Annotated in this window: 23 protein-coding genes; 10 read left to right on the top strand and 13 right to left on the bottom strand. The window is 45.8% G+C overall.

The features are described 5' to 3' along the window. Window positions 1-12: 12 nt before the first annotated feature. From ICN37_RS09955 to ICN37_RS09940, 4 genes are all read left to right on the top strand, one after another. The gene (locus tag ICN37_RS09955) at window positions 13-2409 is read left to right on the top strand and encodes a xanthine dehydrogenase family protein molybdopterin-binding subunit (protein WP_215321753.1); all 2397 of its coding nucleotides are present in this window, start codon (window positions 13-15) and stop codon (window positions 2407-2409) included. A gap of 127 nt (window positions 2410-2536) precedes the next feature. Next, on the top strand, window positions 2537-3313 hold the full coding sequence (locus ICN37_RS09950; protein WP_216157172.1) for a 3-hydroxybutyrate dehydrogenase: 777 nt from the start codon (window positions 2537-2539) through the stop codon (window positions 3311-3313). 140 nt (window positions 3314-3453) lie between these two features. Further along, the gene (locus tag ICN37_RS09945) at window positions 3454-4032 is read left to right on the top strand and encodes a superoxide dismutase (protein ID WP_216157169.1); all 579 of its coding nucleotides are present in this window, start codon (window positions 3454-3456) and stop codon (window positions 4030-4032) included. A gap of 28 nt (window positions 4033-4060) precedes the next feature. Continuing rightward, window positions 4061-4654: a urate hydroxylase PuuD gene (locus tag ICN37_RS09940; protein WP_215321756.1), complete on the top strand. Its 594-nt coding sequence runs from the start codon at window positions 4061-4063 to the stop codon at window positions 4652-4654. Between the two features lie 76 nt (window positions 4655-4730). Here the strand turns inward: ICN37_RS09940 and ICN37_RS09935 are convergent, their stop codons facing one another. From ICN37_RS09935 to ICN37_RS09925, 3 genes are all read right to left on the bottom strand, one after another. Then, window positions 4731-5900 (bottom strand): NAD(P)/FAD-dependent oxidoreductase, encoded by a 1170-nt coding sequence (locus ICN37_RS09935; protein WP_216157166.1) that lies wholly within the window; start codon window positions 5898-5900, stop codon window positions 4731-4733. Window positions 5901-5957: 57 nt separating this feature from the next. Continuing rightward, complete coding sequence (locus tag ICN37_RS09930) at window positions 5958-6125, bottom strand: rubredoxin (protein WP_068321654.1); 168 nt, start codon at window positions 6123-6125, stop codon at window positions 5958-5960. A 61-nt stretch (window positions 6126-6186) separates the two neighbouring features. Further along, window positions 6187-6672 (bottom strand): rubrerythrin family protein, encoded by a 486-nt coding sequence (locus ICN37_RS09925; protein ID WP_216157164.1) that lies wholly within the window; start codon window positions 6670-6672, stop codon window positions 6187-6189. A 144-nt stretch (window positions 6673-6816) separates the two neighbouring features. Here ICN37_RS09925 and ICN37_RS09920 point away from each other — a divergent pair, with 144 nt between their 5' ends. Together ICN37_RS09920 and ICN37_RS09915 are read left to right on the top strand one after the other, a co-directional pair. After that, on the top strand, window positions 6817-7722 hold the full coding sequence (locus tag ICN37_RS09920; RefSeq protein WP_216157161.1) for a hydrogen peroxide-inducible genes activator: 906 nt from the start codon (window positions 6817-6819) through the stop codon (window positions 7720-7722). A gap of 71 nt (window positions 7723-7793) precedes the next feature. Then, window positions 7794-8894: an alkene reductase gene (locus ICN37_RS09915; RefSeq protein WP_216157159.1), complete on the top strand. Its 1101-nt coding sequence runs from the start codon at window positions 7794-7796 to the stop codon at window positions 8892-8894. Window positions 8895-8951: 57 nt separating this feature from the next. On the opposite strand, the gene ICN37_RS09910 is transcribed toward ICN37_RS09915, so the two are convergent. From ICN37_RS09910 to ICN37_RS09890, 5 genes are all read right to left on the bottom strand, one after another. Beyond that, window positions 8952-9128, bottom strand: a complete 177-nt coding sequence (locus tag ICN37_RS09910) for a hypothetical protein (protein WP_216157156.1) — start codon at window positions 9126-9128, stop codon at window positions 8952-8954. Between the two features lies 1 nt (window position 9129). Then, window positions 9130-9666, bottom strand: coding sequence for a cytochrome b (locus ICN37_RS09905; protein ID WP_215321766.1), 537 nt, complete (start codon window positions 9664-9666; stop codon window positions 9130-9132). A 97-nt stretch (window positions 9667-9763) separates the two neighbouring features. Then, on the bottom strand, window positions 9764-9955 hold the full coding sequence (locus ICN37_RS09900; protein WP_072582957.1) for a hypothetical protein: 192 nt from the start codon (window positions 9953-9955) through the stop codon (window positions 9764-9766). A gap of 23 nt (window positions 9956-9978) precedes the next feature. Beyond that, window positions 9979-10728, bottom strand: a complete 750-nt coding sequence (locus ICN37_RS09895; RefSeq protein WP_251368528.1) for a hypothetical protein — start codon at window positions 10726-10728, stop codon at window positions 9979-9981. Window positions 10729-10779: 51 nt separating this feature from the next. Further along, the gene (locus ICN37_RS09890) at window positions 10780-11925 is read right to left on the bottom strand and encodes an alpha-hydroxy acid oxidase (RefSeq protein ID WP_215321767.1); all 1146 of its coding nucleotides are present in this window, start codon (window positions 11923-11925) and stop codon (window positions 10780-10782) included. Window positions 11926-12073: 148 nt separating this feature from the next. Between ICN37_RS09890 and ICN37_RS09885 the strand changes: the two genes are divergently transcribed. After that, window positions 12074-12976: a DMT family transporter gene (locus ICN37_RS09885; protein WP_215321768.1), complete on the top strand. Its 903-nt coding sequence runs from the start codon at window positions 12074-12076 to the stop codon at window positions 12974-12976. A 115-nt stretch (window positions 12977-13091) separates the two neighbouring features. Beyond that, entirely contained in the window at window positions 13092-14240 is a 1149-nt protein-coding gene (locus ICN37_RS09880) for an aminotransferase class V-fold PLP-dependent enzyme (RefSeq protein WP_216157153.1), read from the top strand. 79 nt (window positions 14241-14319) lie between these two features. Here the strand turns inward: ICN37_RS09880 and ICN37_RS09875 are convergent, their stop codons facing one another. Next, window positions 14320-14949: an FABP family protein gene (locus ICN37_RS09875; protein WP_216157150.1), complete on the bottom strand. Its 630-nt coding sequence runs from the start codon at window positions 14947-14949 to the stop codon at window positions 14320-14322. 81 nt (window positions 14950-15030) lie between these two features. On the opposite strand from ICN37_RS09875, the gene ICN37_RS09870 reads away from it, so the two are divergent. Further along, a complete protein-coding gene (locus tag ICN37_RS09870) occupies window positions 15031-15309 on the top strand; it encodes a protein tyrosine phosphatase (protein WP_216157147.1) in 279 nt (92 codons plus the stop codon). 20 nt (window positions 15310-15329) lie between these two features. Here ICN37_RS09870 and ICN37_RS09865 read toward each other — a convergent pair whose 3' ends face one another. Next, complete coding sequence (locus tag ICN37_RS09865) at window positions 15330-16307, bottom strand: DMT family transporter (protein WP_216157145.1); 978 nt, start codon at window positions 16305-16307, stop codon at window positions 15330-15332. Between the two features lie 6 nt (window positions 16308-16313). After that, a complete protein-coding gene (locus ICN37_RS09860; RefSeq protein ID WP_216157142.1) occupies window positions 16314-17198 on the bottom strand; it encodes an NAD(P)H-hydrate dehydratase in 885 nt (294 codons plus the stop codon). Between the two features lie 65 nt (window positions 17199-17263). Here ICN37_RS09860 and ICN37_RS09855 point away from each other — a divergent pair, with 65 nt between their 5' ends. Continuing rightward, window positions 17264-18679: an MBL fold metallo-hydrolase RNA specificity domain-containing protein gene (locus tag ICN37_RS09855; protein WP_216157139.1), complete on the top strand. Its 1416-nt coding sequence runs from the start codon at window positions 17264-17266 to the stop codon at window positions 18677-18679. Window positions 18680-18693: 14 nt separating this feature from the next. On the opposite strand, the gene ICN37_RS09850 is transcribed toward ICN37_RS09855, so the two are convergent. Together ICN37_RS09850 and ICN37_RS09845 are read right to left on the bottom strand one after the other, a co-directional pair. Then, window positions 18694-19431 (bottom strand): ABC transporter substrate-binding protein, encoded by a 738-nt coding sequence (locus tag ICN37_RS09850; protein ID WP_215321775.1) that lies wholly within the window; start codon window positions 19429-19431, stop codon window positions 18694-18696. Between the two features lie 139 nt (window positions 19432-19570). After that, window positions 19571-19774, bottom strand: coding sequence for a hypothetical protein (locus ICN37_RS09845; protein ID WP_216157136.1), 204 nt, complete (start codon window positions 19772-19774; stop codon window positions 19571-19573). Between the last annotated feature and the right edge of the window lie 48 nt (window positions 19775-19822).

The raw sequence follows: 19822 nt of genomic DNA, 5'->3' as shown, positions 1-19822 counted from the left end.
GGAAAACGCATTATGAATAAGCCAAGTGATTTAAAAGGAATGGTGCTCGATCCCGTAACAAATGATCAGCGATATATAGGCCATAGCGAACCAAGACATGGGGCTCGTCGTCTGCTTGAAGGTCAGGGCACTTACATTGACGATATTCAATTGCCTCGTATGGCGCATGTGGTGTTCTGGCGTTCCCCGGTAGCACACATGAAAATCGGCAAAATTCATACAGAGCATGCCAGTAAGATGCCTGGTGTTCTTGCAGTTGTAGATGGCGTGCAAATGGCGAAAATTTGCAAGCCTTGGGTAGCCACTTTGGGCCACCTAGCTGGTATGAAGTCTGCCCCTCAACACGCCTTAGCAATTGATCGTGCTTGTTGGCAGGGTGAGCCGGTGGTGGCGGTAGTTGCAGAAACTAGAGCGCAGGCGGAAGATGCTCTGCAGCATATCGATGTTGAGTGGGAAGAGTTGCCGGCGGTCGTTTCCATGGAAACCGCGCTTGATGCAGATACTCCGGTTATTCATCCCGACCTTGGCGACAATTTATGCTTCACCCGTACTTTAGATGTCGGTAATGTGGAAGAAGTATTTGCAACTGCTGACGTGGTAGCAGAAGCTACTTTTGGATTTGGGCGCCATACCGGCGTAACACTTGAGCCGCGCTGTCAGATTGCAGATTACAACCCAGGCGATCGTCGCCTCACTGTGTACCATTCGCAACAAGCGCCACACATGATGCAAGATCTATATTGTCGTCAGTTTGGGCTTTCGGAATCAGATGTGCATGTCATTTGTAAGGATGTGGGCGGATCATTTGGTATTAAGGTGCATGCCTATCCAGATGACTTTGCTACCGTAGGGCTTGCCATGATGCTTGAGCGCCCGGTGAAGTTTGTTGCAGACCGTCTTGAATCATTTACCAGTGATATTCATGCGCGTGAGCATCGTATTAAAGGACGTATAGCTGCCAATAAGGCAGGCGATATATTGGCTTTTGAGATCGATGATCTGACTGCAATTGGCCCATACTCCATGTTCCCTAGAACTAGCGCTATTGAAGGCAATCAAGTCGTGAACTTGGTCGGTGGTCCTTACAAGCATCAAAACTATCGCGCTAAGCTGAATGTCGTTTTTCAGAATAAAACACCCACTTGTCAGTATCGTGGGGTAGGTCATCCGATTGCTTGTGCTGTGACCGAAGGTTTAGTGGATTTGGCTGCGCAAAAATTACAAATGGATCCGCTCGAGTTTCGTAAACGTAACGTCATTCCGGATGATGCTTATCCTTGCTCTGGAATTTCTGGAATTAAGTTGGAAGTTCTCTCACATGAGCAATGTTTGCGAACAATCGAAAAGATGATGGATTATTCTGCATTGCGTAAAGAGCAGGCTGAGTTGCGCAAAAAAGGGATCTATCGCGGCATTGGGTTTGCAACATTAATTGAGCTAACCAATCCAAGCCCTGCTTTCTATGGCGTAGGAGGTGCTCGCATTGCCTCTCAGGATGGCGCTACCGTTCGCATGGATCCTAGTGGTGTGGTTTCAGTCTTGATTGGTGTTGGTGAACAAGGTCAAGGTACTGAAGGTATCTATACCCAGATTGCGGCTGATGCTGTCGGTGTTTCAATCGACCAAGTGCGCGTTATTACTGGTGATACCGATGTGACTCCTTACGGCGGTGGCACGTGGGCTTCACGTGGAGCAGGTGTTGGCGGTGAAGCGGTTCTCTTGGCTTCTCAAGCCCTACAAGAAAATATTATTAAACTGGCGGGCGCCATTTTGAATCGGCCTGTTGCAGAACTCACTGCGCGTCGTGGATACATCTTAGATAAAGCGACTGGTGAGCAATTGTTGCCGTTTGGTGAAGTGGGTAGAGTGGGTTATTTCCGCACTGATACTTTACCGGCAGGATTTTCTGCAGATCTCATGGTGACACGTCACTACACTCAAAAGGAATACCCATTTATCTTTACGAATGGGGTCCAAGCATCTTATGTTGAGGTTGACCCAGACACAGGCTTTGTAAAGTTATTGAAGCATTGGGCGGTAGAGGATTGTGGACGCGTTATCAATCCAATGTTGGTCAATGAACAAGTGCGCGGTGCAATCGTTCAAGGTATTGGCGGCGTTCTGTTTGAAGAGTGCCTCTATGACGAAAGTGGTTTGTTGCGCAATGGCAGCATGGCAGATTACTTAGTGCCGATGGCTAATGAGATGCCGGATATTGAGGTTGCTCACGTTGAGACGCCTACCCAATCTTCCAAATTGGGTGCTAAAGGGGCGGGTGAGGCTGGTACGGCCGGAGCGCCAGGTGCAGTTCAAAACGCTATTAATGATGCCTTGGCGCCATTAAATGCATCCGTCTTTGATCAGCCCATCACCTGCGAAAAGATCCTGCGGGCTCTCAAGAAAATCTAATATTTATAGGTTCTGACTACCCCTGGTGCATCGCCTCCAGGGGTAGTTCAGCACATCCTGTAACATCAAGTTTTGGGGCCATAAAGCAGTCTGCAGCCCTTTTAATTAACTTGATACGGTAAATGATATGTCCACATTAAAAGGTAAAACAGCACTAGTTACTGGTTCCACTAGCGGTATTGGCTTAGGAATGGCTATTGCACTGGCTAAACAAGGCGTCAACATCATGGTCAATGGTTTTGGCGAGAAAGATGAAGCCATTGCTCAAATTAAAGCTTGCGGAGTAGAGGTTGATTACCATGGCGCAGACATGATCAAGCCCGCTGAGATCGAAGATCTAATTAGGCAAACAGAGAAGCGTTTTGGTTCGCTGGATATCTTAATCAATAATGCTGGCATTCAATACACTGCAAACATTGAAGAATTTCCAACAGATAAGTGGGATGCCATCATCGCCATTAACTTAAGTTCAGCATTTCACACAACACACCATGCCTTGCCTGGTATGAAAAAACGTAACTGGGGCCGCATTATTAATATCGCCTCAGTACATGGCCTAGTAGCTTCTACTCAGAAGGCTGCCTATGTTGCTGCAAAACATGGCATTGTTGGATTAACCAAAGTGACGGCCTTGGAAAATGCTCGCACTGGTATTACTTGTAATGCAATTTGTCCGGGCTGGGTTCTTACTCCATTGGTTCAGAAACAGGTAGATGCTCGTGCAGAACGCGAAGGCATTTCCAATGAGGCCGCTAAGATTGCCTTGGTATCCGAAAAGCAGCCATCTGGAGAGTTTGTGAGCCCAGAGCAATTGGCAGCCTTGGCGGTTTTCCTATGTGGGCCAGATGCCTCTGAAGTGCGTGGAGTAGCTTGGAATATGGATGGTGGTTGGACTGCTCAATAATCCTTAGTAAACACTATTGAAATTAATGCCAGTAAGCTGCTTTACTGGCCTTTTTCTTGGATCAAACAAAAACCGCAGAATAGTCTATAGTTATCCAAAATTTGTCTATATTTGGCGTAATGTAATTAAAAGGAATACAAATGGAACATACCTTACCTCAGTTGCCATATGCACTCGATGCTTTGGCCCCATATATCTCTAAGGAAACTTTGGAGTATCACTATGGCAAACATCACCAGGCTTATGTCACTAATTTAAATAATTTGATTAAAGGGACTGAGTTTGAAAATTCATCTCTTGAAGACATCATTAAGAAATCTACAGGCGGTGTATTTAATAACGCTGCACAGGTCTGGAACCATACCTTTTATTGGTCAAGCATGAAGCCAAATGGTGGTGGAGCACCTAGCGGCCCATTGGCTGATGCTATCAATGCCAAGTGGGGCTCATTTGATAAATTCAAAGAAGAATTTACAAAGTGTGCTGTAGGAACTTTTGGCTCAGGCTGGGCATGGCTGGTTAAAAAAGCAGATGGTAGTCTTGATCTTGCTTCCACTAGTAATGCTGCAACGCCTCTCACCACAGATGCTAAGCCATTAATGACATGTGATGTTTGGGAGCATGCCTACTATATTGATACACGTAATGCACGTCCAAAATATGTAGAAAATTTTTGGAATGTAGTGAATTGGGATTTTGCTAGCCAAAATTTTGCTTAATTTAATTTATCTCATTTAGGAAAATCTAATGACATCAATCTTGACCTCTTTGGGACGCACTATTTTTGCCGGTTTTGTCCTGCTCGCCCTTATTATTTTGGCTTTAGGCGGCAACTTTAGTTCTGCTGAACTTCCGTTTGTCTTCCGCTGGTTGCACGTGATGTGCGGTGTGATGTGGATTGGTTTGCTCTGGTACTTTAACTTTGTGCAGATTCCATCAATGCCAAAGATTCCCGATGAGCAAAAGCCAGCGATTGGCAAAGTCATTGCTCCAGCAGCATTGTTCTGGTTTCGTTACGCGGCTTTGTTTACTGTGCTAACGGGTTTGATTGTGGCCGCTTTAAATGGTTACCTTCATCAAGCCTTCACATTGCAAGCCCCGTTCCGCGCAATCGGTTTAGGTATGTGGATTGCCTTGGTAATGGCTATTAACGTTTGGTTCATTATTTGGCCAAATCAAAAGCGCGCTCTTGGTATCGTTGCTGTTGAAGCTGACGTTAAGGCAAAATCTGCTCGCGTTGCGATGTTGACATCCCGTTTGAATACATTGCTATCCGTACCAATGTTGTTCTTGATGGTTGCTCAATCACACAACACTACATGGTTCGTGATCGTTTCTTAATCACTACCAGCTGCATAAAGAAAAGGCCCGCATCGCGGGCCTTTTTGTTTGATCAATCAAATAAATTCCAGAGAATTTAAGCCAGAATAGCCGGCAACTCCTTGGTGAGGGCACCACGTTGTGCGGTGGCAGTTCCCATTAATACAAAACCCAACAACTTGCCATCAGCAGATTCAAAGCGAGACTCCATGCCACCTTCAATAGGTGTTGTGGTCCATTTACCTTCGGCACCTTTAGCGGGTGGAGAAACAATTGTGGCTAGGGAGGGGGTTTTGACCATGACCGGCATCGCTGGATAGGTGAGTGCAGTAGTTTGTCCAATTAAGGTTGGCGCCAACGCTCTTGCTGCTTGCATGATGGGCATCACGTAAGGCAGAACTAAGCCGTCCACCTCTGCGCAATCTCCAATTGCGAATATGTTTTTAATGTTGGTTTCGAGTTCGCGGTTTACCTGAATGCCAGCTCCTGTATTCATGCCACTTTCTTTAGCTAATTCAATTCTGGGCTTTAGACCAACGGCCGATAAAAATACGTCGCAAGAGATTGTATTGCCATTGGCTAGTGTGACCTGCAAAGCGTCCCCATGACGATCAATTGCTTGCACGGTTGTAGATAGGTGCCAATGCACGCCAGCCGCACTGAGTTTCTCCTGCAGCTCTAGGGCTGCAGCTTCAGGCAAAAGGCGACCCAGAGTTTGTGGAGATAAGTCAATCACATCTACCTCATAACCTCCCAGCACAAGATCATTGGCGAATTCACAGCCAATCAGGCCCGCACCCAGAATGGCAATCTTCTTTTTTCCGGTGATTGCATTACGAAAGCGTGCGTAGTCTTCCAAATCATTTACTGTGATGACTTCGTTCGCAGCGCTCCCTTGAAGTGGGAGACGAATTTGATCGGCACCCAAAGCCATTACCAGTTTTCCATAAGGTACTTCACCTTTACTAGTTTGAATGGTTTGCGCACTAGGATTAATTGAGATGACATCACACTCACCCAAGACAGTCATTTCTAGTTGCGTTGCCATGCCATCAGCTGGCGTAGAGATTAATTGCGCCGCTTCTTTCTTGCTTGCCAGAGCGGTAGAAAGCATAGGTTTGGAATAAAAATATCCAGGCTCACGCGTTACCAGCGTAATTGGAACTGCTTTATCCAATTTTCGGATTTCACGAATGACGGTGTAGCCAGCCAATCCACTGCCAATAATGACAATTGTGGATTGGAATTGAGGGGTGGTTTGATCCAAAGCTGGGCTCTCCAAATAACGAATAGGTAAACAGGGTGAAGGGGTGCTGAAGTGGCCTTAGCTTACCTGAACCATTTCAAAATCTGCTTTTGCTACACCGCAATCAGGGCATTCCCAGTCTTCTGGTACATCAGCCCAGAGTGTGCCAGCTGGAATGCCATCTTCTGGGATTCCTTTTGCTTCGTCATAAATATAGCCGCACACGATACATTGGTAAGTTTTCATTTTGATTCCTTAAATAGTCTGTTGATTTTAAATTTAATTTCTAATTATTTCTGGGCCCGTCTTATTGGGCCGCAAAACCCTTTGCTTTTTCCAAAGCCTGCTTGTAATGGTTTGCATGACGCTCTTCAACGTTTGCCAACGCAGCGAAGCGTTTTGCTGCTTTTGCCAATAACGCCTGAAATTGCTCAGCATGCTCTTTAGATTCCGCAATTTGCTCATCGATTTCTTGTATGGCCGCAGCATTGCCTTCTTCGACTGCCGTTTTCCGAAAGGATGGGTACATCTCGGTGTATTCATAGGTTTCGCCTTCAATAGCAATCTCCAAGGCACGTGCAGGAGTAATGGCGCCAGCGGGGTAGAGTAAATCTAAGTGGCCAAAGGCATGCATCACTTCTTGGTCAGCGGTAGCTTCAAAGATCTTTGCGGTTTCTTCGTCACCAGCAGCGCGAGCTAATTTTGCAAAATAACGATACTTGATATGAGCCATAGATTCGCCGGCGAAGGCGGACTCTAAGTTTTGGATAGTTTTGATTTCTGGACGTGTCATTTTGATTCCTTTATTAAGACATAAGGTTTGTTGAGTATTCCTTGCTGCTTTCTCAACTATGGATGCAGTGTGCACCTTATTTATTGATCAGTCTAATGAATCATTATGATAGTATTTATCTAATTATTCGATAAAGGAGGGAAAATGGCCTATTTACCGTCTTTAAGGCAGCTGGGGTATTTCGTTGCATTGGCAAAAGAACTCAATTTTACGCGCGCAGCACAGGCTTGTTTTGTTGGCCAGTCCACTTTAAGTGCCGGCCTGAAGGAGTTGGAGGATGCGCTGGGAATCCATTTGGTGGAGCGTGATCGACAGAATGTATCCATCACTCCAATAGGTTTGGAGGTTCTTGAGCGTGCCAAGCTCATCTTGGCGGCATCTGAGGATTTGGTGGAGTATGCAGGCGCAACCGGCAAGCCCATGACTGCCACAATTCGTTTGGGCGTCATACCCACTATTGCACCATTTCTATTGCCAACAGTGCTTCCGGAAATTCGTAGCCGTTTTCCAGAACTTAAAATCACACTCAGAGAAGATCTCACTGCCAATCTCCTTTCCAGATTAGCTGAGCATAAATTGGATTTTGCTCTGATAGCACTTCCATATGATGTTGAGGGTCTTCTCGTTCAGGAATTATTTGACGACCATTTTTGGTTGGTTGCGAAAGAAGGTGATCCCGCCTTGAAGGGAAAAGAAGTGACCTTACCTGCCAAGATGGCCGAACGCCTCTTGCTACTTGAAGAAGGGCATTGTCTACGAGAGCATAGTTTGCAAGCGTGCAGGCGCACTGACATTCGTAAGGCTGAGGGGATGGAAGCCACTAGCTTGTTGACCTTGTTGCAAATGGTGGAGTCTGGACTTGGCATTGCTTTACTTCCCGGAATGGCAGTTAAAAGTAGTCTATTAAATAACTCTGAGTTAGTGGCAAAAGAGTTGGCCTCACCAGCGCCCAAGAGAGTGATTGCCTTAGTTGCAAGACCTTCTACCGCGCACACTCAAGAATTTAATGCGCTGGCAGATTGCATACGCGAACAATTTGGAACCGCATAATCACATGCTCAGCAAAATTTGTTAATCCTTGTTACAGTCAATCCTCTTTTTACTCATTTAAAAGGCAGCAAATGTCAGGCAAAGAAATTATGTTCACCCCGGTAAATCTGGGAGCACTTCATTTAAAAAATCGTTTAGTGATGGCACCGCTCACGCGGATGCGTGCTGTTGGTGGTGATGTTCCTAACCCGTTAGCGAAAACCTATTACGCACAACGTGCGAGTGCTGGACTCATTATTACTGAGGCAACACAGATTTCTCCATTGGGTAAAGGTTACCCAGCGACGCCTGGAATTTATTCGCCCGAGCAAACCGCTGCATGGAAAGAGATTGTTGAGGCAGTTCACGCTAAGGGTGGTGCGATTGTTGCGCAGCTATGGCACGTAGGCCGCATCTCCCATTCTTCCTTGCATCCAGAGCAGGGTGCACCTGAGGCGCCTTCCGCAATTGCTGCGGCTGGTCAAACCTATGGCGCAGACTGGAAGTTGCATGATTATGAGATGCCAACCGCGATGAGTTTGGAAGATATCGCTCGCTTGCTCAAAGAGTTTGAGTTAGCGGCACAAAATGCAAAATCTGCAGGCTTTGATGGTATTGAAATTCACTCGGCTAATGGCTACTTGTTAGATCAGTACTTGCAAGACAAAACCAATCAACGTACGGATGAATATGGCGGTTCGATCGACAATCGTCTACGCCTATTGGGTCAAGTCATTGAAGTTGTAAGTAAAGTATTCCCGAGCGATAAGGTAGGAGTTCGCCTTTCACCATACGGCACTTTTAACGATATGGGTGATAGCGATCCAGTAGCGTTATTCACTGCTGCAATTAAGAAGCTCAATGGCTATAACTTAGCTTACGTGCACATGATTGAGCCACGTTCAACTAGCGCTGGTGGTGGCGATCAGGTCTTGGAAGATGCCCCGATTACTTCAGAGATGTTCCGTGCCGCTTATCAAGGACAATTTATTACTGCTGGTGGCTATGACCAGGCAATGGGTGAAAAGGTGCTAGAAGATAGCTTGGCTGATGCGGTAGCTTATGGCCGTCTCTATATTTCTAATCCAGATCTAGCAGAGAGATTTCAGCAGGGTGCCGCACTAAATCCATATAACCGCGCTACTTTTTATGGTGGCGAGGAAGTGGGCTACACAGATTACCCAACTCTGTAATAGAAGTCCCAGATTCTGGGATGGTTGCTAATAAATCCCGCTCTTAATAAAGCGGGATTATTTTTTGTCTTCAGGGTCTTTAAGAAGACCGTATTGGTTTGCTGCGAGTAAAAAGGCAATAGATGCGCAACCCATAGCAAAAAATTGCCATTGATGCAGCAATGCGGTGCCCACCACCGTCATTAGGACTGTCCAGCCTATTGCCATCTTGGCTTTTTTAGAGAGAGGTTTCATTTTAAGCATCAACTTTATTCAACATACGACGAAGTGTATCGTCCTTTACGACGTAATGTTGCCACAAGCCTGCTAAAGCATGAATGCCAATCAAAAAGTAGAGCGAGTTTCCTAGGAATTCATGGATGCCTTCAACTACTTTTTTCATCTCTGGATTAGGGGTGACTAGTTGAGGCCACACCAGGCCAAAAAAGTAGATTTCTTTGCCGCCATACTGAAAATACAGGATGCCAAAAATAGGCGATATCAAGAGCAGGGCATACAGCAGCCAATGCATGACCTTGGCTAATGAGATGAACAAAGTCTTTGGGTTTGTGGGCTCGGGAACACCATAAGTCAAACGGATGATGAGGCGAAGAGCCATAGCTATAAAAATGAGCTGTCCAATAACGCCATGAATTGATTTGCACAGCTCACGAGGCTCGCTGCCTTTGGGAAATTGTCCTTTGAGCTCAATCACTGCAAAAGCAGCGACAACTAGGAAGAAGACAAGCCAATGGAAGAATATGGAGGCTGGGTGGTATTTGGTTTTAGGCATTACATGAGAATGTTAAGTGGACTCATCACAAATGATAATGAATCTCATTAACAGCATTAATGCCAGGGGCTTTACCCCTTAAAAAGGCAATTCAAGCTCAGTTATTAAGTCTGACTTTAGCGCTAAGCTCATTTACTAAGCCGCGTTTATCTATTTGTGAGAGTCTAAGAGCTTCAACTTCGAAATCTAATTGCCCGGGATGGAATTCCTCGTCATTCTGAAGGTGGATGACATAAGTCCACACCAGTTCACGCCCCCGGTTTTTAAAAACATCGACTACTCGTTTCATTTAGACCGCCTTTGCGCTGAAGCTTATTGATTGCCGATAGATGGACTGGTAATCTTCATCTGCTGGCTTAAGTTAATTTTTAGTGCCACTAAGTTCCTCGCTTCAATGCGAATGACGCCGCCTCGTGGGCTATCAATATCAGCAATCAAAAAGAAAGATACTGAGATAACAAAAGGAAAGATCATAAATAGAGCGATGTTCTTCTCAAAATTCCGAGCGCCAAATCCGACTAAGAGATTGGCGCAAATAGCGATTGCTGCCATCAATGCCCAGGCCGTAAGGGGGATACGATTCCACCAAGCTGCTTGTACATAGCCTTGAGAATTCAAAACATCATTCATACCCGCGGCAACTAGTGCAATAGAGGCAGTGTGTTGCGTGCGAACAGTTGGAAGAATCTCATTCCAGAGGGCAGTTTGCAATTGATCTGTTTTACTGCGAATCTCTTCAATCTTTTCTGGGGTCTGCTTGGAGTAAAACAAAATACGTTGATCTACATATTGAAGCAAGAGACCCTTCGTTGCGTCAGCCGCCTTTGGTGGCAGTAGATCAGCCCTTAAGAATTCGGTGCCAATGGCATTTGCCTCGCCTTCCTCAAAGATCTCTCGCTGATCATGGCGATTGATAGCCATTGAGAAGGTAAAGCCAATAATTAAGGCTAGCAAGGTTAAGGTAGCCGTCTGAATAATGCCAAGATCTGCGGATGTCTCAGTATCTTTTGTGCGGTAGCGACTCAGTGCGGCATATCCAAACCAAACAGAAAAGGCAAACACTATAAGTGAGATGCCAAAGACAGCAAGAGGGTGGTTGAGGATGGGGAAAATTTAAAAGGTTCCTGGATACAAAATATCTTTAGTCACATTCTGAATATCGCGATGGCCTGTGAATGCCATGGTGATATCCAACTCATTGTGAATTAACTCTAAACACTTAGTGACACCAGCTTCACCCATGGCGCCTAAGCCATATAGGAATGGGCGGCCAATCATCGTGCCGCGCGCACCCAAGGCCCATGCTTTTAAAACATCTTGACCCGAGCGAATGCCGCCGTCCATCCACACTTCAATATCTTTGCCAACGGCATTCACAATTCCAGGTAAAGCCTGAATACTAGAAATCGCACCATCTAATTGACGGCCACCATGGTTAGAAACAATTAAAGCATCGGCGCCAGAGTTTGCCGCTAAGCGCGCATCACCTTCATCTAGGATGCCTTTGATAATTAATTTTCCGCCCCAGAGTTTTTTAATCCATTCCACATCACCCCAATTGAGGCCCGGGTCAAATTGTTCTGCAGTCCAAGAGGACAGTGAAGACATATTACCGACACCAGTAGCGTGACCAACAATATTGCGGAAGGTTCTACGTGGTGTCATAGCCATACCCAAGCACCAGCGGGGCTTAGTCGCCATATTGATCATATTGGCAATTGTCAGCTTAGGAGGTGCGGACAGGCCATTCTTTAGGTCCTTATGGCGTTGACCTAAGATTTGCAAATCCAAAGTTAAAACCAGTGCTGAACATTTGGCTGCTTTAGCGCGCTCAATCAAACGCTCAATAAAGCCGCGATCTTTCATGACATAAAGTTGGAACCAAAAGGGTTTTGTAGTGTGCTCTGCTACATCTTCAATTGAGCAAATACTCATAGTAGATAAGCAAAATGGCACACCAAACTTTTCAGCAGCCTTGGCTGCCAAAATTTCACCATCGGCATGTTGCATGCCAGTAAGGCCTGTAGGTGCCAGTGCCACCGGCATGGCAACTTCTTGACCAACCATGGTTGTCTTAGTGGTGCGGTTAGTCATATTGACCGCTACACGCTGACGCAATTTAATCTTTTGAAAATCGGATTCATTGGCGCGGTATGTTGACTCAGTCCACGATCCTGAGTCTGCATAATCGTAGAACATCTTGGGGGTGCGCTTTTGATGGAGGACCCGCAAGTCTTCTATATTGGTAATGATTGCCACAATGTATCCTTCTTTTTGATGCTATTTTGTAGAAGCAAAAGCTTAATTTAAGCTCTATCTTAGCAATACCGGGGATTTGTTTCTACAATGCTAGGTTATCCCTTGCTTGGGGACCTCAAATAACTACTTCCCCATTAAGCCCCTCTGTATGTACCAACTGAATTTCGCCACCATTGCCTACTTGCTCATAGCCACCGCTTTATGGGCGGGTAATGCAATCGCCGGGCGAGTATTGGTTGGAAGTATCTCCCCTATTACCTTAAGTGCGGTCCGCTGGGGATTGGCCGCCTTACTTTTGCTTCCTTTGGGTTGGCGTGTGCTGATGCCGGGAAGTGCCTTATGGCAAAACAAGAAACGTTTCCTTCTCTTGGGTTTATTCGGGGTAGGTAGTTACAACGTACTGTTATATCTCGCTCTTCAAACATCTACCGCTATTAACGTCACCTTGATCGGCGCTAGCATGCCAATCTGGATGCTATTCATTGGTGCAGTGTTTTATCAAGTAAAGCCTAGCATCTTGCAGATGATTGGCGCAGTGGTGAGCTTATTAGGTGTGGGTATTGTGCTTACCCGTGGAGATCTAGCGGCCTTACTGTCTATGCAATTAGTAGTGGGCGATCTTTTAATTATGTTGGCCACAATCTTGTGGGCTTTTTATAGCTGGATGTTGAGTCGTCCGGGTTCTAGTTCAGAGCGTCAATGGCCATGGGCTGAATTTTTAATGGCGCAAGTAACAGTGGGTCTGTTGTGGACGGGATTTTTTGATGGTTTTGAAATTGCAGCTGGGCATGCTTTTCTGGATCTCAATTGGTGGACCGCCTCTTTAATTGTCTTCGTGGCAATTGGCCCGTCCTTAATTGCTTATCGTTGCTGGGGCCTAGGTGTGAATGGGGCGGGGCCTACGGTTGCCGCCTTTTTTGCTAATTTCATACCCTTATTTACTGCGCTGTTATCGGCCGCCATTCTGGGTGAACCCCCCCAACTATTTCATGGGCTCGCCTTTGGTCTGATTGTGGCGGGTATTGTTATTTCCTCGAAAAAGGAAAAGTAAAACTGCCAAAACTGGCAAAAACGCCCTTTTAAGCAGGGTTTTGGACCACAGCCCCCAAGAAAGCCTTAAATCAGTATCATTTAGGGCTAATCACAGAAATCCCTAGGAAATTACTATGCCAGGCTTACTCCCCAATGTTGATCCAGATGGTTTATTAGAGTTCTCGGTTGTTTACACCGACCGCTCCTTAAATCACATGTCTGAAGAGTTCAAGCGCGTGATGGTCGACATTTCGAGTGTCCTTAAGGATGCTTATAACGCTAGCTCTGCAGTCATCGTGCCTGGTAGCGGAACTTTTGGTATGGAGGCGGTAGCTCGCCAATTCGCTAACAATGAAAAATGCTTAGTCTTACGTAATGGCTGGTTTAGCTATCGCTGGACGCAAATCTTTGATTTGGCCAACATTACTAAAGACGTGACGGTTATCAAAGGGCACCAATTAGAAGATTCAACGCAGGGCGTATTTGCACCAGCTCCAATTGAGGAAGTGGTTGCCTATATCAAGAAGGAAAAACCAGCAGTGGTATTCGCGCCGCACGTAGAAACTTCTGCCGGCATTATTCTTCCAGATGATTACCTCAAAGGAGTCGGTGAAGCAGTACGCTCTGTAAATGGTTTGTTTGTATTAGATTGCATTGCCTCTGGCGCAATGTGGGTTGATATGAAGGCTTGTAATGTTGATGTATTAATTACTGCACCTCAAAAAGGTTGGAGCAGCTCCCCTTGCTGCGCATTGATCGCTCTAGGCGACCGAGCACGTGAGCGCATTGATGCAACCCAAAGCAGCAGCTTTTCTATGGATCTCAAAAAGTGGCTTCAGATTATGGAAGCATATGAAAAGGGTGGTCATGTGTATCACACCACCATGCCGACTGATGCCTTAAAGATTCTGCGTAATGTGATGAAAGAGACTCAGTCGCTTGGCTTCGCTGCATTGAAGGATAAGCAAGTAGAGTTGGGTGCAAAAGTGCGCAACCTATTGGTCTCTCAAGGCTATAGCTCTGTAGCCGCCAAGGGCTTTCAGGCCCCTGGCGTGGTCGTAAGCTACACCAAGGACCCTGATATTCAATCTGGTAAGAAGTTTATTGCTCTGGGTATGCAAACAGCTGCAGGCGTTCCCTTGCAGTGTGACGAGCGTGCAGATTTCCGCACCTTCCGTCTTGGATTGTTTGGTTTAGAGAAGTTGGCAAATGTTGATCGCACAGTTGGACATCTTGCTACCGCATTAGAAAAAATTACCGAGACTGAAGCGCAGCCTGCGTAATCAAGCAATATAGTTCAGCATTAAGAAATAAAGGCCATCATCTGATGGCCTTTATTACATTCTAGGGTGATAACTAATTTTATCTAGCTAAGGGATTAGGAGTGGCTTCACCGATCTTATGCAGGGTGTTGTTATCAACGTGATGAAATAACGCTGCTTGATCTTTAATCTTCATCACCGTGTCTTGTTCATAAGACCAAGTGCCATCATCGTGAATTGAAACTTGAATATGAAATTCAACTGTTCTGAAGGCGTAATCTAAAAATGGATTGGATGAGATGCCTGCGCAGCGATCATCTTCCTTTGCATGCAGTTCAAATTGCCTTGCATTTATAGCAGCATTACCAGAGGCCATCGTAATCATGCCCCGAGGAATACTCAGTGTATGAATGATGTTGCCAGTTGCAGGCTCCCATAGCCAATACCCCACTTGATCATGATAGGTCTTTACTTGATCGGGTTTGGTGATGTGGGTGTGGTATCTCAAACCATAAAACAGCTGAGGACCATTAGTTTGGGGGTCAATTGGCTGAAGCTCAATTCTTTCTACATAAGCTTGCTTCTTGGGCCCTTCTGCTTTGGGCTTTACGTCTAACCCACGAATACCTTCCCAAATCCCAGCCATGCCAGTCAAGGGCCCAAGCTGGTCTAGGGTATTGACGGAGTAGCCTTGGGGTTCGGTAAAAATGTCGTTTGGAAAATCACTCATCAGCAACCCTTAAAAAATGAAGCATTTTTCTCAAATTTTTGAGTATTATTAAATTATCCACAAACTATCTTGGAGAATTACATGATTTCTCGTATCGCGCGCTTGAGCCTGGCAACCCTGATTTCTGCTGCTATCGGTATCGCCCCTATCTCCGTGATGGCTGCTGATCCAGCTCCTGCAACTGCACCAGTAGCTGCACCTGCTGCCGCTCCAGTAGCCGCACCTGCCGCCACTCCGGCTGAGAAGTCTGCTGAGAAAAAAGCAAAGAAAAAAGCAAAGAAAGAAAAGAAAGCTGAGAAAAAAGCAAAAAAGAAATCTAAAAAGAAGGCTAAAGCAGCAGCTGACGCCGCAGCTCAGTAATACACTTAAATGAGTCCCTCTTAGTTGAGGGGCTCTGCACCATCGAAGTCATCAGATCTTTTGGGGTCTGGTGACTTTTTTCTTTGCGCATCATTGCGTACTAACAACCACATTGCAGCCATCACCAAAGTCATGCCGCTAATTTGCGTCCAAGTGATTGGTTCCGCAAGAATGAGGTATCCCATGAAGATAGTGGAGACTGGGCCAAGTATTCCAGCTTGAGCTACGAGTGGAGATCCGATGCGATTGATGGCAATAATAATCAGCAGCATTGGAATAACGGTGCATAAGCTGGCATTCAGCAGGCTAAACCAATAAATGGGTAGAGGCTGTTCAAATATAGCCATTGGGTTATGGATGGTTGATTGCGCTATGCTCAAAAATGCCGAGGCTGAACTGGCATAGACAACTAAGCGCACGCTACCAATACGCCTTACCATTTCTCCAGCACCAATCATGTAGGCCGCATAAGAGCAGGCGCTGCCGAACACGAGAGCCATGCCTAACCAGGCATCAATGCCGGTGGAACTCGCATCTTGAATAAAGACGATAAACACTCCAATGTAGCCAACGATGAGTGAGAACCACTGTACTTGAGATACGGGTTTCTTTAAAACAAAATAAGAGATTAATAAAACAATGGTTGGCGTGAGGTAAAGAACAATTCTCTCCAGGCCAACTGAGATGTATTGAAGTCCCAAGAAATCAATATAGCTTGATAAAAAGTAACCTAAAAATCCAAGAAAGAATAATTTTGCGCGATCAAGCCAAGTGATGGGGTCCATTGCCTTACGGCGGGACTCCCACCAGAATATTCCCCAGAACAAGGGAAGTGCCATGAGCATGCGTAAGGCTAGAAGCGTCTCCGCATTTGCACCATAACCAAAAGCGAGCTTGACCAAAATCGCTTTGCCAGAAAACAGCATGGAGCCTACTCCGGCCATCAAAATGCCATAGAGGTAGCGTCGGTGATGATGTGCTGCGCTTACTGAATGCATAACGATTTATAACAGCTTATTGAGTAGCGCTCGCATTTCTAAAATGGTCTCGGAGGGGGTTAGGCCTATAGGCCCAATCCCTTTATTCACTAAGCTATCTGCAGCGCTAGCGTGTAATTCAACTGCAATCCCAGTAGCTTGCCATAAATCCAGTTGATGCCGAATTCCTTGGGCAGCAATGGCAGCAATGCTTCCCGTCAGAATATCCCCCATGCCTCCAGTGCCCATTCCGGGATTTCCAGCAAGGCATTGAACCGGAGGATGTTGTGGAGAGGCAATCAAAGTATGTTGTCCTTTGAGGACAACAATCGATTGAGTGAGCTCAACCAATTGTTTAATTGCGCCCACACGATCTGATTGCACTTCTTCGGTTGTGATCTTCAAAAGTTTGGCTGCTTCACCAGGGTGAGGCGTGAGAACAGTCAGCCCTGGAAGTGCTTGATTGCGAACTTGTAGTTTCTCGAGTAGCTCGGGAGATTCGCTGATTAAGTTGAGGGCATCAGCATCAATTACCAGTGGAATGTCAGGATATGAAAGTGTTGCACCTAGGCATTGAATTGCTAAAGCGGATTTCCCAAGGCCTGGGCCAATAGCAATAACATCGGGCTGTGCAGCATTCAATGTTTCATGAATATTATCTGTCGCAAGGCGAATCATGAGTTCGGGGTGATCGATATCTGCGCGTGCTGAAGCAGGATCTAGAATTTCTAAGATGGTCCACCCGGCGCCAAGATGTAAACAAGCATTGCCCGCCAAAATTAGAGCGCCCGCCATTCCTGGTGCGCCACCTATTAAAACAACTTTTCCTGCATTACCTTTATGTTCTGAAGCCTCACGCTCAAGAAATTGAACCAATTTAAGGGCGTCAAGGGTCGCTGGTTTGATAGTCATATCAATAGTATCGCTCTGATTTCAGGGGCTCTTGAGCAAATTATAGGAAAGAGTATGCTGAGCATATGAAGATCCAATTTCTTGGTGCGGCAGGTGAGGTAACAGGCTCTCGCCATTTGGTTGAGGTCATGTTATCTAGCATGCCAAGGCGTTTCATGGTGGACTATGGCATGTTTCAGGGTGGCCGCGAGGCAACAAATAAGAATCTCGAGCCTTTACCATTTCCACCAAAAGATCTCGATTTTGTAGTGCTAACGCACGCGCATATTGATCACAGTGGTTTATTACCTCGTCTATGTGCACAAGGTTTTGCTGGACCGATTTACTGCACAAATGCCACCCTCGAATTATTGAAAATTCTTTTGCTCGACAGCGCGCATTTGCAGCGCACAGATGTGGAGAGGGCCGAGAGAAAGATCAAGGCAGGAAAGTGGCGTGGAGAGGTGCCCGTTGTGCTGTATTCCAGAGAAGAAGTTGAAATGACTCTAGCCCAGTTTGAGCCCTTGGAATATGGGCAGTCATCAGAGTTGATGCCTGGAATCCAGTTGGAATTTCATAATGCTGGACATATTTTGGGTTCTGCTATTGCTGTAATCGATATTGCAGAAGATGAGCTTGAGAAAAAGCGCTGTGTATTTTCAGGTGACATCGGCATGAAGGGTAAAGTCTTAATGCCTGACCCTGATCTAATTCAAGAGGCTGATGTTGTTGTGGTTGAATCTACTTACGGAGATCGATTACACCGCAGCTTGCAAGATACCGAGGATGAGTTAGTTGAGGTGATTACCTCAACCATGACCGCCCATGGCAATGTAGTAATGCCAGCTTTTGCAGTAGGCCGCACCCAAGAGATTTTATTTCTCTTAATCGACTTAGTGAGAAGAGGACATCTACCCCATTTAAGTATTTGGGTTGATTCGCCTATGGCCACTGCAGCAACACATCTCACACAGCATTTTTTCTCTCAATTAGATGGCCAGTCTCAAGCTACTTTTGAATGGTACAAAAATAACCCAGAGGCTGTGGATCTTCGCTTTATTGCGGATGTGGAAGAGTCAAAAGCCTTAAATAAAATTAAAGGTGGAGCAATCATTATTTCGGCGAGCGGCATGTGTGATGCTGGTCGTATTGTTCATCACTTAGCCAGTAATTTGCCACGTGCTCAAAATGCCATTGTCATAACTGGATTTCAGGCTTATGGAAGTCTGGGTAGACGATTGGTGGATAAGGTGGAGAAGGTTCGACTATTTGGTGAAGAGATTCCGGTTAAGGCCTCGATTCACACAATTGGTGGTTTATCTGCTCACGCTGATCAGGCGGGTTTACTAGACTGGCTTAGAGGATTCAAGCGGGAACCAAGTGCTGTCTTTGTTGTGCATGGTGAACCAGAATCATCATCAGTTTTAGCTCAATGCATCAGGGACGAATTGCATTGGACTAAGGTCATTATTCCTGAACGCTTGCATTCTTATCGGTGCTAACTCAATAATCTTATTTAGTCGGCTACTTTTGCGCCTTGGATATTGTGACGTTTCATAGCGTCCGCCACAAACCCAGACTGCTTGAGTTCCGCGATGACATTGCTTAAATAGGCGTTTGTACTTTCATAATTGGCTCTAGCCTTCGGAATGCCAATCGCTTGATTGATCACCATGAAACGACCGGGCAGCATCCGTAAGCCCCCATAGCGCTTGGCATCACTCTCTAGCTGCTGTTTGACACCTGCTGCAACATTGCCTGTTCCAGACATAAAGTCATCCACTACGGCTTGTGAGCTAGCGGCTCTTAATAGGGCGGCATTTTTAATCTCACGCGTAAGGTAAAGATCATAAGCGCTGCCTTTGCCTACGACAATTTCATTGCCGGCAGCATCTACTTCATCATTCGTCTTTAAAGCAGAGGAGGCCTTCACCATATAGGCGCCTTCAATTTGTATATAGGCTGGGGTATAGCTAATATCAGCGCCACGAACTGGGTCGATCGCCACAAATACCAAATCAATTTCTCCGGTCTTCACTGCATCGACTGTTGCCCCTGCCGTTTTGAATGGGATCAGTTGGACGGGTAATGAAATATGTTTCCCAATCTCATTGGCAATATCAATGGTTACTCCGTATAAGCTTTTGGAGTTTGAATCCTGATTGGCCAGAATCGGATTGCCTAAATTAATGCCGACGCGCAGAACGCCATTTGGCGCAAAAGAAGTTAAGGTGGATTGGTCAATAGTTTTCATAGTCTTAGGTGATTGACTTATAGCGAGTTGTGATAAGCACAAAAGCGTCAGAGATAGGAGTGAGGAAAATATCAGCTTCATTAAAAGATGGAGATAAAAAAACCGCGGCGGACCGCGGCTTTTTGTGCAAAAGAAGGAATTACTTCTTAGCGTCAGCCGCTGGAGCAGCAGTAGGTGCTGTTGGAGCAGCGGCGGGAGCATCTTTCTTAGCTTCTTCCATATGAGTAGCTTCTGCACCATGCTTCTCGCCGCCCATATCCACGTTGCCGTCGCCTTTGAGGAGTAAGTAGGCGGTGGCACCAATTAAGACTAGCACCATGATGATAATTGAACGGTTGCTCATTGCTTTTCCTTCGATTTAGTTGAGATTCAGCCAATCTTAACTCTGCTT

This window comes from Polynucleobacter sp. P1-05-14 (assembly GCF_018881675.1).
In the GTDB taxonomy this organism is placed as follows: Bacteria; Pseudomonadota; Gammaproteobacteria; order Burkholderiales; family Burkholderiaceae; genus Polynucleobacter.
The sequence above is the reverse complement of the archived record's forward strand: the minus strand, read 5'-3'. Positions and strand labels throughout refer to the sequence as shown.

Bases quoted from the DNA above. Each gene is read 5' to 3' on its own strand.
- ICN37_RS09940 (WP_215321756.1), top strand. From the start codon at position 4,061: ATGACATCAATCTTGACCTCTTTGGGACGCACTATTTTTGCCGGTTTT.
- ICN37_RS09900 (WP_072582957.1), bottom strand. From the start codon at position 9,955: ATGAAACGAGTAGTCGATGTTTTTAAAAACCGGGGGCGTGAACTGGTG.
- ICN37_RS09910 (WP_216157156.1), bottom strand. From the start codon at position 9,128: ATGAAACCTCTCTCTAAAAAAGCCAAGATGGCAATAGGCTGGACAGTC.
- ICN37_RS09860 (WP_216157142.1), bottom strand. From the start codon at position 17,198: ATGACTATCAAACCAGCGACCCTTGACGCCCTTAAATTGGTTCAATTT.
- ICN37_RS09945 (WP_216157169.1), top strand. From the start codon at position 3,454: ATGGAACATACCTTACCTCAGTTGCCATATGCACTCGATGCTTTGGCC.
- ICN37_RS09950 (WP_216157172.1), top strand. From the start codon at position 2,537: ATGTCCACATTAAAAGGTAAAACAGCACTAGTTACTGGTTCCACTAGC.
- ICN37_RS09855 (WP_216157139.1), top strand. From the start codon at position 17,264: ATGAAGATCCAATTTCTTGGTGCGGCAGGTGAGGTAACAGGCTCTCGC.
- ICN37_RS09915 (WP_216157159.1), top strand. From the start codon at position 7,794: ATGTCAGGCAAAGAAATTATGTTCACCCCGGTAAATCTGGGAGCACTT.
- ICN37_RS09925 (WP_216157164.1), bottom strand. From the start codon at position 6,672: ATGACACGTCCAGAAATCAAAACTATCCAAAACTTAGAGTCCGCCTTC.
- ICN37_RS09850 (WP_215321775.1), bottom strand. From the start codon at position 19,431: ATGAAAACTATTGACCAATCCACCTTAACTTCTTTTGCGCCAAATGGC.
- ICN37_RS09845 (WP_216157136.1), bottom strand. From the start codon at position 19,774: ATGAGCAACCGTTCAATTATCATCATGGTGCTAGTCTTAATTGGTGCC.
- ICN37_RS09920 (WP_216157161.1), top strand. From the start codon at position 6,817: ATGGCCTATTTACCGTCTTTAAGGCAGCTGGGGTATTTCGTTGCATTG.
- ICN37_RS09870 (WP_216157147.1), top strand. From the start codon at position 15,031: ATGATTTCTCGTATCGCGCGCTTGAGCCTGGCAACCCTGATTTCTGCT.
- ICN37_RS09955 (WP_215321753.1), top strand. From the start codon at position 13: ATGAATAAGCCAAGTGATTTAAAAGGAATGGTGCTCGATCCCGTAACA.
- ICN37_RS09875 (WP_216157150.1), bottom strand. From the start codon at position 14,949: ATGAGTGATTTTCCAAACGACATTTTTACCGAACCCCAAGGCTACTCC.
- ICN37_RS09885 (WP_215321768.1), top strand. From the start codon at position 12,074: ATGTACCAACTGAATTTCGCCACCATTGCCTACTTGCTCATAGCCACC.
- ICN37_RS09905 (WP_215321766.1), bottom strand. From the start codon at position 9,666: ATGCCTAAAACCAAATACCACCCAGCCTCCATATTCTTCCATTGGCTT.
- ICN37_RS09930 (WP_068321654.1), bottom strand. From the start codon at position 6,125: ATGAAAACTTACCAATGTATCGTGTGCGGCTATATTTATGACGAAGCA.
- ICN37_RS09865 (WP_216157145.1), bottom strand. From the start codon at position 16,307: ATGCATTCAGTAAGCGCAGCACATCATCACCGACGCTACCTCTATGGC.
- ICN37_RS09880 (WP_216157153.1), top strand. From the start codon at position 13,092: ATGCCAGGCTTACTCCCCAATGTTGATCCAGATGGTTTATTAGAGTTC.